Source organism: Sulfobacillus harzensis, assembly GCF_012933365.1.
GTDB lineage: Bacteria > Bacillota > Sulfobacillia > Sulfobacillales > Sulfobacillaceae > Sulfobacillus_B > Sulfobacillus_B harzensis.
The window spans coordinates 1-14891 of record NZ_JABBVZ010000025.1 but is presented as its reverse complement, the minus strand read 5'-3'; the positions used below and the strand labels follow the sequence as shown (position 1 = coordinate 14891).

The following is a 14891-nucleotide window of genomic DNA, read 5'->3' as shown; positions in this document are numbered from 1 at the left end:
GACTAAAAGGGGGGATACGGTGAACCGACTCGTATGGGTGTACGGGCGGCACCTCAACCGAACGGTTGAACATCTTGGCCAAGCATTGACCAATCGAGGCTATGAACTTATCCCGCTAAGTTTGGAAGTCCCGCGCATTCGGAAGATTGTTCCCATTTTGAGGACCCTCGAATTTAAAGGGGGACGCTTTCGTGCGTACTCCTCACTCCATCCCGATACCTATCGCGCTGTTCGCATGCCGGATAATCTCCGCCAGGTGCCGGCCTTCGTCTTTGGCGATGGGGTCATTTTAAGCGAAGCGCCACATTACTTTTATCGTGATTTGGACTACCGTACGGTGATGGAATTTCGTGATGCAGGACTGCCAACCTTTATGTATGACCACTTTCCATCAAAGCTCCTACACTTGTTGGCCGATCATCAGACGGAGGTTTTTGAGCGAGCCGCCGGCATCTTTACAATGAGTCAGTGGATTCGGGAGCGCATGATTGCGCATGGGATCCCGGAAGAGCGGGTTCATTGGGTGGGGGCTGGGGCTAATATTAGTTCATGGCCTGCATCCAACCCCTATGAGCCATCCAATGTCGAACGGGGTCGGTTTCTCTTTGTGGGACGCGATTTTGACCGAAAGGGCGGGCCCTTGGTCCTGGAGGCTTGGCGCCGTGTTGTCCAAGAGATGCCGAACGCCCAGTTGATAATCATCGGTCCCGAGGCGCGGTCCACGGACGTCCTTGGGGTGTCGTGGCTAGGTCCACAGCCATCGTCGGTGGTCACTCGGGAGCTCGCCACCGCCACGGCGTTCGTCTTGCCCTCCTTATGGGAGGCGTATGGCATCGCTTTCTTAGAAGCAATGGCCTATGGAGTTCCCGTCATCGGTTCCAACCGCATGGCCATGCCGGAATTTATCCGTCCTGGGGAAACCGGAGATTTAGTGATACACGACAACCCTAACGAGTTGGCTGAGATGATGCTCCGCTTTGTTCGCGAGCCGGATCGCACCTGGCATATGAGCCAGAACGCCTATCAAGAAGCCCAGAAGTATCGTTGGCCCACGGTGGCGGAACGGATTGAGACGGTATGGCGAAATGGCTGAGCGCGTGACGGTCGTGGTGGCGACCTATAATCGGGAAGAGATGCTGGTTGACACCATTAAGGATCTTGTTCAGCAGGACTATCCGGATTTCGAGGTGTTGGTCATCGACCAAACGCCCGACCATCTCCCGGATGTTGCCGCCTTTTTGACCGAGTTTGGGGCGAGTGGCCGAGGCCAGTGGATTCGGACGGATAAACCGGGGTTGACGAGGGCGCGCAACATCGGTCTTCAACGCGCGACGGGGTCCTACATCATTTATGTGGACGACGATGTCCGCATTCCCGATGCGAAGTTTATTCAGCATCATGTTGACGCGCTCTCCAGGCCGGGGGTGGGCGCGGCCGCCGGACGCGTGCTGGAGCCTGATCGGCCGCCGCTTACGGTGGACAAACGCGTCGGTTGGCTGGGATACTTCGGCACCCGTGAACCGGGATTTGGCACGGAGAGAAGCGGGGCCGCAGAAAGCGTGCGCGGCTGCAATATGTCGTTTGTACGCTCCGTGCTGAGCGATATTGGGGGATTTGACGAGGCTTACACGCGGTCCGCCTATCGGGAAGATACCGACGTCGCCTTTCGCGTGAAGCGGGCGGGATACCAGTTATGGTTTTCAGCGGAGGCCTGGCTCTACCACTTGTCGTCGCCGCAAGGGGGAACGCGGGACCGTACTATTCCAGTGGCCGAGGACGTCATTTTAAATGACGTGCGGTTTGCGCGAAAGAACCTGGGGTTTGTCCAGCGGTCCGCATGGTTGGCCCGCCTGTACGGTTCACGTGTCCTTAAGGCGGGGATTAAAGCCGGCGGACTGAAGGACCGCCACGCTGCATTCCGGGCGGCATTGACCATGACTCGAGGGGAAAGGAGGCGGTTATCGTAAACATCGTTGTGGATGGGCTTATTCTCGATCAGACCGCATCCGGCATTGGACAATATGTGCGCGAGTTAATGGCCGCCTATGCGGAACTCTTTCCCCAAGACCAGGTGGAGATGTGGCTTCGCCCGGATGTGGAGGTGCCCGGAGTGAAACCCCATCGAGCCCGCGGCCTTCGCACCAGCCGACAGCGGCTCTGGTTTGAGCAGGGGGTGCTGCCGGGGTTGTTGCTTCGTTCGCACTATGATGTGGCACACTTTCCCGACTATCAGATTCCCCTGGTTCGTCAGCTGCCACGGATCGTTATGACGGTTCATGACTTGGCCGCTTTCGTCATGCCGGAGGTGTTTCCGCGATCCAAGGCTCAAGGCAAGCGGATGTTGATGAAAAGGTCCGTGCAGCGTGCCGAGCATATCATTGTACCCAGCCAAGCCACTAAGCAGGACCTGGTCAACATTTTGCAGGTTGACCCGGATCGCATCACGGTTATTTGGCACGGTGTCAAGCAACGCGGCACGCCGCCCGATCATCGGGTTCATCCCCGCCCGTATTTTTTGGCGGTTGGAACAGTGGAACCGCGGAAAAATTTTGCAGGGTTGATACGGGCGTACCATTTGTTGTTGCAGCGCCGGGAGGACATGCCGGATTTGCTCATCGCGGGGAGGCTGGGCTGGATGTACACCGAGACGTTGGAATTGCCGGAAAAACTTGGGGTTGCAGAGAACGTCAAGTTTCTTCAATATGTTTCAGAGGATACCTTGGCCGCGTTGTACCGTGATGCTGTAGCGTTGGTATACCCGAGCTTCTACGAAGGATTTGGCTTGCCGGTGATAGAGGCGATGTGGGATGGAATTCCGGTGGTGACCTCGCGTCAGGGCGCCTTGGCGGAAGTGGGCCAGGACGCTGTTTGGGCTGTCGAACCTCGGGACCCGGAATCGATTGCTGACGCTATGCTGCAGGTTTTAGACGGTGGTGCGGAGGTTCAGGCCAAAACAGAAAAGGCTCAATCATGGGCGCATCAGTTGACATGGCAAAGGGCTGCCCGGTTGACCCGGGCGGTCTACGATCACGTTTCTCAAGGAGGATAATACGGTGCAACAGGCAAGGGAACTACGGGCGCCGTCGCCCATTGATATGCGCGCCTTAATCGGACCGGCGGTGATGATGGCTCTCGGCACCGTATTAGCATTTTTCTCCGGTCCTATTGGGGCTCTTATCATTTTGATTGGCTACATTTGGTTGGCTGTTCGGTCCCTTCCGGCGGCTCTGGCAGTGTATGTCATCGCGTCGCCGTTTCCATTGGGACTGACACTGCATCATCATCACGTCAATTTGTCGGACATGATGGCGATTATCATGACCATTAAGCTGGTGGTCGATACGGTCCGCGATTCGGGCGCGTCGCTTTGGGATCGCTTCGCGAAGAGCCCATTTTGGCGCCCCTTGGCGCTGTTGATTATTCTGTCGGTCCTGTCGCTAGCGACCACATTGTCGCACAGCACCACCATCATAAAGATTTTAGAATATGTGGAGTTCTTTATTGTGGTGGTGGCTGTCGGGCGGCAAGCGGACTTGGATGAAAGCGCCTGGAAGCCCGTCATTGTGGCTCTGTTCGGGATTGCCGCCCTCCTCTCCATCTACGGGCTGTATCAGTTTTTGTTCCAGGTGGGTCCGGCTTCCAATGTGGTGGATACCCATCACGTGCGAGCCGATGCTGTTTTTGGTCAGCCTAACGCCTTTGGCGGCTTTGAAGCCATGGTTTTCCCCATTGCTGCGGCCTTGTTGGCGTATGGCCCCAAATGGGTCAAGAATGGGTGGACGTGGGCTGCTTTAGTGTTGATCGCTCTCGGGGTGATTGACTCCTTTTCGCGGGGCGCTTGGGTCGCCTCGGTTGCTGCGGTATTCTTCATGGGGGTCTTGGCATGGGTGGCCCGGGGCAAAACCATGATTAACCGCAAGTTCGTGTTTCCCGCCGTCATTGTGCCGATATTGCTGTTCGTGGTTGTGGACTTGTTGGGTAAGACCAACTTGTCGCATCATGCGGCCATTATTAGTTATCAGAGCACGGGCGAGCGGGCTCGCAGCACGGTGACCGCGTTGTTCCACCCTAAGCACCACTTTGATACCAACCAGCGGCTGTTGATTTGGAAAGCCGCCTTGAATGCCATTAAGTCGCATCCGGTGTTGGGCGTTGGGCTTGGCGGATTCCACCGCTATGTGGTGTTGCATCCGGTTCCGGGCTTGGTTTCTGCTCCGCCTATGGCCCACAACCTCTATTTGGAGTGGGGTGCGGATCTTGGTGTGCTCGGCATTGTCGCGGCCCTGTGGCTGGAATGGTCCTGGTTGAAAAATGCCGTTTCCGGTGTGGTGACCAAGGTGCGTAAGCTGTCGCCGTTTGAATTGGCGTTGGGCATCGGAGCCTTCGGCACCATTGTGTCCTTTGTGGTCCACGACTGGGTCGACTTTATGATCGACCACGGTGTCATTGTGCCCCTATTGCTGGCGTTGGCCGCCGTATGGGCACTTAATGCGCGCCGCAGGTCAGGCGAGAGCCAGTAAATGCGGGTCGCGCTGGTTCACGATTGGTTGGTCACAATGGGGGGCGCCGAGCGCGTGCTGGAGGAGATGGCGCGCCTTTTTCCCGAGGCGCCCATCTATACCGGTGTGGTCAACCGCGCCCGCCTCTCGCCCTTTTTGCAAAGCCGTACCATCATCCCGACCTTCGTGCAATCCTTTCCTCGGGCCGAGCGCTGGTATAATCGCTACTTGCCTTTTCTGATGTATGGCATGGAGCAATTTGACCTGTCCGGCTATGATCTTGTCATCTCCTCCTCGGCGGCGGTGGCCAAAGGCGTGGTCACCCGGGCTGAGACTCGCCATGTGTCATATGTGCATACACCCATGCGCTATGCCTGGGATTTGTATCACGAATATCACCAGCGGGAAGCCCGCGGCATCTCTAAAAAGTTGATGGGGCCGGTGTTTCATTACATGCGCTTATGGGACCGCTTGAGCGCTGACCGGGTGGATCAGCTGGTGGCCAACTCCACGGCCGTGCAACGGCGCATTCAAAAACATTACCGGCGCGATTCCGAGGTCATCTTTCCGCCGGTCGATGTGGACCGCTTCCACCCCTCGAATGATGCCGGGCGCTATTATCTGGTGCTCTCACGGCTGGTCAGCTACAAGCGATTCGATTTGGCCGTGGAGGCTTGCAATTGCCTGAAACTGCCGCTGGTGGTGGCAGGCGACGGGCCCGAGCGCCGAGCCTTGGAGAAGCTAGCGGGTCCTACCGTTCGTTTTGCCGGACGTGTCGAAGACCATGAATTGGCCGACATGATGGGTCAGGCCAAGGCGCTTTTGTTCCCGGGCGAGGAGGATTTCGGCATCACCCCGGTGGAAATGCAGGCGGCTGGCCGCCCGGTAATTGCCTATGGACGGGGTGGCGTCTTGGACACTGTAGTGCATGGGGAGACCGGTTGGCTGTTCTCGGAGCAGACGGTAGACGCCTTGGTGAGCGCCATACAGGCGGCCGATCAGATGTCTTGGGATGCCCAGGCGATCCGCGCCCACGCGGAAAATTTTCGACCCGAGATTTTTCGTGAACGCTTTTACCGCGCAGCTCTAGGCCCGCTCGGCGCGGTTTCGGGTTTTGGGTTAGAATAAGGCGAGAACTGGGACAGGGAAGCGAGGCCCGTCATGAAAGTCGCGCTCGACATCTCCAACACCGCCGGATTCCGCACGGGAACCGAGGAATATATTGAGGGATTGGTTTATGGACTGGCTCGGGCTGGTGTCCAAGTGTCGGGTGTCGGGCGGTCCGGCCAGGCCCTGTTGCCCGACAAGCCCCGACTCGGTCTGGAGATCCGTCCCAAGCCATCGCCACTAGCTAAGTGGTGGTGGGAATATTACGGTGTGCGGCGGGTTCCCGGGGATTTCGATGTATTGCATATTCCCTTTATGGCCCACCCGGAGGTCCAACTGGCGATACCCACGGTGGTGACGGTCCATGACCTGATCCCGTATCGGTTGGCCAGCTACCGGCATAATTTGAAAGAGCGCCGATATTTTGCGCACGTTGAACGGGGACTCCGCTACGCGGATCGTCTGGTGGCCATTTCCGAGGCCACCATGGCTGATTTGAGGGATGTTTTCCCCGACTTGGCCGACCGGACAGTCGTGATTCCCAACGGTGTGCATGCCGATTTTTATGGGGATTTAGATGTTGAGCGGGCGGGGAGCGTGGCGCGGCGTTTTGGGCTTCGGCGGCGGCCGCGGATCTTATATGTCGGTGGGTATGATGAACGGAAGAATGTCCCCACGCTCATTCGGGCGCTAGCCCAAGTGTTTGAGCGTGTTAAGGAAGGCGAACTGGTGTTGGTGGGCGCCAAGGACAATCTAGCCATTCGGCGCCAACTAGCGGAAGAGGGGATCGAAGGGCGCGCTGTGGTGACGCCTTTTGTGAACCGTAGCGAATTGGTGGCCTTGTATCATAGTGCCGATTTGTTTGTCTATCCCTCCCGCTACGAAGGGTTCGGGATGCCGCCAGCACAGGCCTTGGCTGTGGGGGTGCCGGTAATCGCTGGTGACACGCCAGCCGTCCGCGAGGTGGTGGGAGACTATGGGGTGCTGGTTCCGCCCGATGATGTTGAAGCCTGGCGTGTGGCCATCCAGGAGGCGTTGGACAGCCCGGTGGCCCTGCACCAGCGGGCGGAAAACGGCCAGCACTACGCGGAGGTTTTTCGTTGGGAGGCCATTTCCCAACATTATTTGAGCGTGTATCAACAGGCTACGAAAGGACGAGCGTTATAGTGCGGGTTTTGGTGACCGGTGGGGCTGGATTTATTGGCTCACATGTGGTGGACACGTTATTGCGGCAATCCGATACCGAGGTGGTCGTGGTCGACAACTTGTCACACGGCCAGCGCCGCTTTGTGAACCCCGCTGCCCGGTTTATACAAGGGGACGTGTTGGATTGGGGCGTTTGGGTGGACGAGGTCGGACCCGTGGATGCCGTCATTCACTTAGCCGCCCAAATTAGTGTGCCGGAATCGGAGGCGCACCCGGAAAATGATGTGCGGCAGAACGTGTTGGGAACGGTGGCCATGCTGCAGGCGGCGAAACGATTAAAAGCCCGGGAGTTCCGCTTCGCCTCCTCGGCAGCCGTGTACGGCGACGATCCGCATTTGCCGCTGGCGGAAGAGCGGGCGGGTCAAACCCTGTCCTACTACGGCTTGGACAAGTGGATTGGTGAAACCTATATCGCCTATGAGGCCTTGCACTCCAGCCTGATTGGCACGGTGCTGCGCCTGGCCAATGTGTACGGACCGCGCCAACGCACTCAGGGCGAGGGCGGAGTGGTCGCCGTGTTTGCCGAAGCCTTGGCTCAGGGCGCCAAGCCGCAAATTTTCGGGGATGGCGAGCAAACGCGCGACTTCATTGCCGTTCAAGATGTCGCCCGGGCTTTTTGCCATCGGTTGGGAGACCCGGCATCGGGCGGGGTGCGGAACATCGCCACCGGCGAGGCCGTATCCATAAATGAGGTGTGGCTTCGTTTGGCCTCGATAGCCGGTCTTGATGACCGGGATATTGCGCATGGCCCCGAACGGCCAGGAGACATTCGCCATAGCCTTTTGGACACCGCCCGGGCTCGCGCCTGGGGATTTCAAGCCCACGTGGATCTGAACGTCGGACTGGCCATGACCTATCAGTACTTTCGCGAGGATGCCGGAGTTTTGTGAGTGCGATATGGATTGTTCGCGACAATTCCTGGAATGAGGGGACGCTAGCCGCCCTCGGTGCTGCCTGGGAGCTAAATGGGGACAACCGGACACTTGAGATTGTGCCTCTCTTTGCCGAAGACGGCGTCCCCATGGCATGGCCCTCATCCCTTCAGGTGGATAATCCCCTTTTTCAGGGGCGGCCCCGATGGACCTGGAGCCGCCGCCTCGCCGATCGGATTAGCGATGCCGAGTGGGTTGCGGTTGATGAGGAGCCACCGGTGTTGGACGGGATACGGTCTCTTAGAGAGAACCGTCCCTTGATCCTGTTCACCCGCGGAGGAAATCTCATGCCTAGTACCACCTACCAACGCTTTCAGCGTGTGGTCGCGACAAGCCGTTGGCGTCTGCGGCAGCTCGTCCAAGAGGGGCTGGTGCTGCCCTCCCGGATTCAGCTGGTGGATGCGCCCAGTCTCCCCGCCGCCACGACGTCAGAGCCTGCTCCCCAGAGTGAGGGCCTCACGGTCGCCGTGTTGGGGCCCATGACTGCAGTTAAAGGGGTGGATTTAGCCATCAATGCCCTGGCGGAGTTAAGCCGCCAGACGCCAGGGTGGCGCCTCTGGCTCATGGGCGACGGTCCCGACCGGGCCCGCTTTCAAGCCTACGCCCAAGCGATGGATGTTCAAACCACCTGGCATCCGTCGGATGCATGGGAATTGGCGCTGCGAGCGGCCGATGTTCTGTTGGCTCCCCAGTTTCAGGATAGTTTGGGGTGGGACGCAATGTGGGCTCAGCGTCTCGGAACGCCGGTTGTGGCCGGAAATTTGCCGGTCATGGAAGAACAACTGGGTGATTGGCCTGGGGCCCGCCTGCTCTCAAGGCTCACGGTCATGGAGGTCATTGAGGCGCTGGACTCCCGCTTTTTTACGGCCGCGACGCCGAGTTCCCGAAGAGAGGTCAACCCCTGGCGGGAAGCCTTTTCCTTTTAGGCGGACTCGCGGTGCGGATCGGGGTCTTTGGCGGTGGCGGCGGCCAACGAAGCCACAATTAAGCTGATGATGCTGAAGGTTAGCACGGCGGTGATGAGCACCACGACATGGGCTACGGGGGAGTTGGCCAGAGCCACCAGACGCAATCGAGCAATGCCGCGTGCGGGCGCATCGACATCCTCGCTAGTGGCGCGAATCAAAAACGATCCCAGACCGGCCAGCACCCCAAATAGAGCGCCGACGGCAGCCCCGAACCAACCGGGTCGCCAATGCGCTCGGTGCGCCGCACGACCGGAAAAGAAGGCGACCACCATGATCAGCACATACAAGGTCACGGCGATGCCCGTCGACGCGGGGTTATGGCGAAACCAGACGGAATTCACTAAGGCCATTATTCCTAGTATGACCGCAGCTCCGAGATATCGCGCCGACTGCCCTGGCATGCGATCCCCTTCCTCGCTATAGTTATGCGTTCATCATCACCCGGATATACGAAGGTTGTCAAATCCACTTCGCCCGCCTTCTATCCTATGGGCAGCCAAGCCGGGGTGATAACCGAGGGAAATAACCCCCAGGGTGATTCGGTGATAAATTGTGCATTTGAGGACGACGTTGACTTATAGTCAAAGAGCACCCCCGAAAAAGGGTGGGGATTCGCGAAAAATTTCTTTGGATAGTGAAACCGTTGAAGGAAATATCCGTTCATTACGAAATGGCTTCGAACGTTTATAATGGCAATGGAGGAGGGGACCCTCATGTTTCGCGGACGTACCAATCGTTGGGATGAACTGGCTGTATTCGTGGACACCGCCGCGGCATACGTGGCGTATCTTTTTGTGGTTCACGCATACTTGTCCTGGTTCAATCCGGCTGTGGCTACGGTGCGCCTGGTTTCCTGGTATTTCTCCTTCTCGGTCTTGGTGCTGGGCGTGTCGTGGTTTGCCTTGAAGCTGAACTTTCGGGGCTATTCGAGACGATGGAACCAACTGCCGGCGGAGATGGGAATGTTGGCTGTCTCTTGCATCGAGACCGCCATCGCCATGGCCTTGGTTATCTTTGTTTTTAAGGCGACGTGGTTTTCGCGCGCCATCTTTCTTCTTTTTCCGGTGGCGGCGTTTCTTGCGCAAACGGTGGTCCATTCGGTCATTAAGCTGTCTTTGGGACATTTCCGCTTAAGCGGCCGGGATCAGCGTCGGTTGGTCGTCGTTGGCTATCCCCGACGGGTGAAGATTTTTTCGGAAACCGTGGCTAATGTGCCAGAGGCGGGCATGCAGGTGGTGGATGAGCTCCCGGTTGAACTAGGCGAGTCGGATAAGGCTCGGGCGGCTGTAGAGCGGCTTCACCAGTTGTTTGCCTCCACCGTTGTGGACACGGTGGTCATCGCAATGCCGGCTCAGGAGGATTTGTTCATGCCAGCCATTCAAATGGCGCGCCAGCAGGGCAAAGAGGTGCGGTTGGTGTTGGATGAGATGGGAGCCTTGGCGCACCGTTCGCGCCTCTACGACTTTTACGGCAACTCGGTGTTGGTGGTGGACTCTTCGCGGGCGCATCAAACTTCGCGCTCCTTGGTCAAGCGTACGCTGGACATTATCGTGTCCCTGGTGGCCATCATTCTCACCTCGCCGGTGATGCTGGCGGTAATGCTTGCCATGAAGATTGATGACCCTAAGGGCTCGATTTTCTTTGTGCAGCGCCGCGTGGGTCTGAATGGCCGCGAGTTTCCTTGTTTGAAGTTCCGTACCATGGTGCCCAACGCCGAAGAGCTGAAAAGGCAGTTGGCCCATCTAAATGTCATGTCTGGTCCCGTTTTTAAGATTCCCGACGATCCGCGTGTCACACGGATTGGCAAGTTTTTGAGGAAAACCAGCATTGACGAGCTCCCGCAGTTGTTCAATGTGTTGGTCGGCCACATGAGTATGGTGGGACCCCGTCCTGCCTTGCCCAGCGAGGTGGAGCTCTACGGCCCCGACTATCGTAAACGACTTTCGGTAAGACCCGGCATCACCTGTCTCTGGCAGATATCTGGACGCAACGATATCGACTTCCAAGATTGGATGCGGCTTGACATGGAGTATATTGACAGCTGGTCGCTCTTCTTGGATCTTAAAATTATGGCCAAGACGATTCCGGCCGTGTTTCAGCAGCGCGGCGCCCATTAATTACGCCCTTCCTCCGAAGATTGTCCACGGCTGACGACGTTTGTTGCCGCGAGGAGGGATTCTTATGGCAACTCCCGAAGAACCCCGACGCCGGCATGTGGCACCGGCACCTGATCGTCCCTGGTATCTCCGTCTCGGGTGGGTCGTGGCTTTGGGGCTCTTGGCTCTTATCATTGGGTTGGTAGTGGGGTTTGTCTGGGCCACCACCCGCGATTACGCGATTTTAGCGGCCAACGGTCGGGAAATTACCCAGCTGACCGCAGAAGTCCACGGCCTAAAGCATCAATTAGCGTTAGCCCGCGCTTCTGAGCCCCATGGCAATTGGTGGCTGTGGTGGTTGAAGGCGCCATTCGCTCGCCTATTTCTTCTGATGCACCTCTAACGGTTTTCCCATATCCTGGTTCTTGTTACACTGGAGGAGAAACCTGAGGAGGGGTTCTTCTTGCCTAACGTGGATTTGTTGCATCTGATCGGGGACGCGCCCGAAGGCCCATGGGCCATCTTTTCATCGCCCCACGGGGATGGGACCGACATGATTTCGGTGATTGTGCCCCGTTCGCTGTGGCTACTCGTGACCCGTGCCCACCCCTTTGACAGCGAAATCTCCCTGATGGAGAAGGTGGGGCGAGCGGCGCTGGAGCGGGCGCTGGCTTCCGGGACGTTTTCCGATCCTGTCTTTGCGCATCGTCAGGACATGGGGGACTTGCTGCCTCCAGCCTCCATTCCCTGGTTCAAGGCTCTCCGCATTTGCGGTCAATGTGGACAAGAGGTGCCGCCCGGGGAGGTTTCGGAAGGGCTGTCAAATGCACTTCCGCCGGACTCGCGTGGGCAAATCGATCTCAAGGTGTTGTGCCCGGATTGTCAGGTGCAAACGCCCCACCGCCTGACGCCTTGGGGCATCCCGCAAGAATAGCCCTTTTCCAGCGTTTGCATAGAATGGACTATCACGAAAGGGTGGTGAGGAGTTTTGCGACTGTCAGGTCACTTAGTGCCCAATTCTCGACCCGGAGGCTGGAGTACGTCTCTCATTGGACATAATCACATTGAAATTGGTGTGGCCCTGTCGCCCGTTGACTTTGAGGCGGCTCATCGCGCCATGCGTGACCGAGGGCGTGCCTGGTCCCGCGAAGAGCTGAGCCAACAACACGGCATCCCCGGCGACGTGCGGGAAAAACTTCGTCAATGGCTAACCTCCAATGGGTTGACCATGACCGCTGAGAGTCCATTCATTCTATGGCTGGAAGGGACCTTCGAGGCGGCGGAGCGCACCTTCGATATGGGATTCGAATACCGACAGGATGGGAATCGGCGGCTGTATCGACCGTCTCGAGAACCCGATGTGCCAAGTTGGGCCATACCGTGGATTGCGGGTATTGTGGGGCTTGAAAATGTGGCACAGTTGGAACCGCGTTTTCGTACGCCTACCGATTCTGCTCAATTAGCCAACGGTGGGCAAGGCTTCTTTCCGCAAGATCTCAAAACCGCATACAGCTTTCCGCGTCCATATGATGGCACTGGGCAAACGATTGGGCTGCTTGAGTTCTCCAATGGCTACAGTACCAGTGACGTCCAGAGCTTTTGGCAATCGATGAACATTCCGGCGCCGCATCTAGAGTTCGTGTCGGTCGATGGAACGCCTAACGATGGCGGAGTCAACAGCTACGACATGGAGGCCACATTAGATGTGGAGTGGGCGGGTGCCATGGCGCCCGGAGCCCGGCTGGTGGTATACGAGGCGTCGAGCGGGACCAGCGATCAGGCCTTTGGTGCTTCGGTGTTAAAGGCCTTGGATTACGCCATTCACGATACGACACATAAGCCTTCGGTGCTGTCGATTAGTTATGGTGATGGCGAGAGCCGTTTCCCCACCTCCGAGATGAAGGCATGGGATGCCGCCATGCAGGAAGGGGCGCTCTTGGGCATTACCACCTTTGTGGCCTCGGGAGACCAGGGAGCCTACGGGCTTCACGGTATGGGCTGGCCCATTCCCCACGTTGACGCGCCGGCCAATTGTCCCCACGCGGTTGCGGTTGGCGGCACTCACTTGGTGCTGAACGCCAATGGCTCGATCCAATCCGAGACCGGCTGGACCGACACCAACAACAACGGGGCATCGGGCGGCGGCATCAGCCAGGTGTTTGCAGTCCCGTCATATCAATCAGGTCTTAGCTTGCCAGTGAAGGCAGGAGACAAGCCAGGGCGAGGCGTGCCCGATGTGGCGGCCAATGCCGATCCGGATACGGGATATGCCGTGGTGTTTCAAGGCTCCCCCACCGTCATCGGGGGCACCTCCGCGGCATGCCCTCTATGGGCGGCGCTGGCGGCTTGCATCAATCAAGCCCGCACGCTAAATAGGAAAGGCCCCTTGGGTTTTGCCAATCCCGACCTCTATAATTTAGGCGGAACGTCGGCATTTCATGACATTACCTCGGGCAACAACAGCTACAACATGGTGGAAGGATATCAGTGCGGACCGGGGTGGGATGCGGTGACCGGATGGGGAAGTCCGGAGGCCATACGCTTAACCGGGGAGTTAAGCTAAAGAGGGTCAAGGTCAGGAGCCCTCGTCTAAGGGGGGATCCAGGCGTGGCTCACAAGTATTAGAGCGTCAGTTGAGGACTTTCGTCGGCTGCCGTCTGCGGCGCATTGGCTCGGTACAAGACATGCGACAGCGCTTCAGGACTGCGTCATGGTCGGTAACAATGGGATAATGGCGCTATTTTGCCAGTAATACTGGCGGAAAACCCCAAAGTCTGCGAGACCAAGGGTATGACCACGCCAATGCGAGACTTCAACACGGGCGCGCACGCGCCCGCGGATAGCATGAAAGAGCGCGTCCGGAGGGCGCAGGTCCGTTTAGTGACGAAAGACGAAATGCCGCGGTGGATGGACCTCATGGCGCGCCATCATTGCTTACGCCGGCCGAACATGGTCGGTCAAGTGTTGTGCTGCCTGGCGACGATCGATGGCGAGTGGGTCGCCCAACTGGGGTGGGCGAGGGCGGCGTTGCAGGTCAAGGCCCGTGATGCCTGGATTGGCTGGTCGGACGGCCCGCGGCATCGGCTTACCCGGCCGGGGCCTGCCTAATTTGGCATCCCGGGTTCTGGCGCTCAATACGCGACGTCTCGCCGCCGATTGGCAGGCGCGCTTCGGCCACTCCGTGGTATTGGCCGAGACCTTCGTCGACGGTGCTACCGGACCGCCGGGTGGGAACTCCTTGGGCGGACGCGCGGATTTGGCCGGCAATGGGACGAGCTTAAGCAGCCCAAAACGGTCTGGGTGCGACCCTTGCGGCGACCAGCCCGGTATTGGTTGGCGGCCGATTTCGAGTTTCCCCAACTGGTGGGGACGGCCGCGCCGCGCATCGATATCAATAGGGTTCCCTTCGAAGGGTCGGATGGCCTCCTGGTGCGTTAGCGCAGGCCACGGATCCGCCTAAGAAACGAGGCATTCGGCATTCGCAAATCAAGTCCATGGGGTTCGCGATGTGGTGTTCGCCGAAGAACGATCCCAAATCCGGACCGGTCACGGTCCGCGGGTGATGGCGACCCTGCGCAATCGGGCGGTGAGCTTACTCCGACTCCACGGCCATCCCAATTTGGCCCAGGCGACGCGTCAATATCATGCTGACCGAAATCAGGCCCTTCGGGTGATTGGCGCCTAAGACAGCCTGGCGCCGGACCGTCATCATACCGTGCTCAAACAGGGCAGGAGGAACGAGGTCCGGTCCCTATGCTTTCCGAGCGCCTTTCCCGGATGGCCCAATGCCCCATTTCGGTCGTAAATCTTTAGTTGTCTGCTCCGATCATTTCGGTCAACCCGACTTTGACCGAATCCCTGTCTTTAATCCCTCTTCGACGGAAAATAAGGATGGCTGTCGCAGTGATCTCATGACGCAAGTTCCTCCCATGTGCAGTTTGGTGTGGTAACCAAGACTTCGCGAATGCTGGGAGGAACTCCTTTTTGCGTCGGATTTAGCGCAGGGCTGCGTCATAGTCGGTAACAATGGGATGATGGCGCTATTTTGGCAGTAATACTGGCGGAAAATCCCAAAATCTGCTA

The 14891-nt window shown here is 58.1% G+C and carries 15 protein-coding genes; 14 read left to right on the top strand and 1 reads right to left on the bottom strand.

Annotated elements, in window-relative coordinates:
• The first annotated feature begins 19 nt into the window (after positions 1 to 19).
• Genes HIJ39_RS09245 through HIJ39_RS24085 form a run of 8 tightly spaced genes read left to right on the top strand, consistent with a single transcriptional unit; the run spans position 20 to position 8670 of the window.
• On the top strand, positions 20 to 1093 hold the full coding sequence (locus HIJ39_RS09245) for a glycosyltransferase (RefSeq protein WP_169098952.1): 1074 nt from the start codon (positions 20 to 22) through the stop codon (positions 1091 to 1093).
• Positions 1086 to 1967, top strand: coding sequence for a glycosyltransferase family 2 protein (locus tag HIJ39_RS09240; protein WP_169098950.1), 882 nt, complete (start codon positions 1086 to 1088; stop codon positions 1965 to 1967). The genes HIJ39_RS09245 and HIJ39_RS09240 overlap by 8 nt, the downstream gene beginning before the upstream one ends.
• Before the next feature lie 8 nt (positions 1968 to 1975).
• Positions 1976 to 3049, top strand: coding sequence for a glycosyltransferase (locus tag HIJ39_RS09235; protein WP_169098948.1), 1074 nt, complete (start codon positions 1976 to 1978; stop codon positions 3047 to 3049).
• Positions 3050 to 3053: 4 nt separating this feature from the next.
• On the top strand, positions 3054 to 4520 hold the full coding sequence (locus tag HIJ39_RS24885) for an O-antigen ligase family protein (protein ID WP_169098946.1): 1467 nt from the start codon (positions 3054 to 3056) through the stop codon (positions 4518 to 4520).
• A complete protein-coding gene (locus tag HIJ39_RS09225) occupies positions 4521 to 5627 on the top strand; it encodes a glycosyltransferase (RefSeq protein ID WP_169098944.1) in 1107 nt (368 codons plus the stop codon).
• Between the two features lie 33 nt (positions 5628 to 5660).
• Positions 5661 to 6773, top strand: a complete 1113-nt coding sequence (locus HIJ39_RS09220; RefSeq protein WP_169098942.1) for a glycosyltransferase family 4 protein — start codon at positions 5661 to 5663, stop codon at positions 6771 to 6773.
• Entirely contained in the window at positions 6773 to 7702 is a 930-nt protein-coding gene (locus HIJ39_RS09215; protein ID WP_169098940.1) for an NAD-dependent epimerase/dehydratase family protein, read from the top strand. The genes HIJ39_RS09220 and HIJ39_RS09215 overlap by 1 nt, the downstream gene beginning before the upstream one ends.
• A complete protein-coding gene (locus tag HIJ39_RS24085; protein WP_169098938.1) occupies positions 7699 to 8670 on the top strand; it encodes a glycosyltransferase in 972 nt (323 codons plus the stop codon). Before HIJ39_RS09215 ends, HIJ39_RS24085 begins: the two co-directional genes overlap by 4 nt.
• Here the strand turns inward: HIJ39_RS24085 and HIJ39_RS09205 are convergent.
• Positions 8667 to 9113, bottom strand: coding sequence for a hypothetical protein (locus HIJ39_RS09205; RefSeq protein ID WP_169098936.1), 447 nt, complete (start codon positions 9111 to 9113; stop codon positions 8667 to 8669). The genes HIJ39_RS24085 and HIJ39_RS09205 overlap by 4 nt on opposite strands.
• A 312-nt stretch (positions 9114 to 9425) precedes the next feature.
• Here HIJ39_RS09205 and HIJ39_RS09200 point away from each other — a divergent pair, with 312 nt between their 5' ends.
• The 6 genes from HIJ39_RS09200 to HIJ39_RS09175 all read left to right on the top strand — a co-directional run bounded on the left by HIJ39_RS09200 (position 9426) and on the right by HIJ39_RS09175 (position 14493).
• Positions 9426 to 10829 carry a sugar transferase gene (locus tag HIJ39_RS09200; RefSeq protein WP_169098934.1) on the top strand — a complete coding sequence of 468 codons (1404 nt, stop codon included), beginning with the start codon at positions 9426 to 9428 and terminating at the stop codon, positions 10827 to 10829.
• Between the two features lie 64 nt (positions 10830 to 10893).
• Positions 10894 to 11211: a hypothetical protein gene (locus HIJ39_RS09195; protein WP_169098932.1), complete on the top strand. Its 318-nt coding sequence runs from the start codon at positions 10894 to 10896 to the stop codon at positions 11209 to 11211.
• 69 nt (positions 11212 to 11280) lie between these two features.
• Positions 11281 to 11742, top strand: a complete 462-nt coding sequence (locus tag HIJ39_RS09190; protein ID WP_338055132.1) for a hypothetical protein — start codon at positions 11281 to 11283, stop codon at positions 11740 to 11742.
• 54 nt (positions 11743 to 11796) lie between these two features.
• Positions 11797 to 13371, top strand: a complete 1575-nt coding sequence (locus tag HIJ39_RS09185; RefSeq protein WP_169098928.1) for a S53 family peptidase — start codon at positions 11797 to 11799, stop codon at positions 13369 to 13371.
• A gap of 227 nt (positions 13372 to 13598) precedes the next feature.
• A complete protein-coding gene (locus HIJ39_RS09180) occupies positions 13599 to 13916 on the top strand; it encodes a Druantia anti-phage system protein DruA (protein ID WP_169098926.1) in 318 nt (105 codons plus the stop codon).
• A gap of 400 nt (positions 13917 to 14316) precedes the next feature.
• On the top strand, positions 14317 to 14493 hold the full coding sequence (locus HIJ39_RS09175; protein ID WP_169098924.1) for a hypothetical protein: 177 nt from the start codon (positions 14317 to 14319) through the stop codon (positions 14491 to 14493).
• The last annotated feature ends 398 nt before the right edge of the window (positions 14494 to 14891 follow it).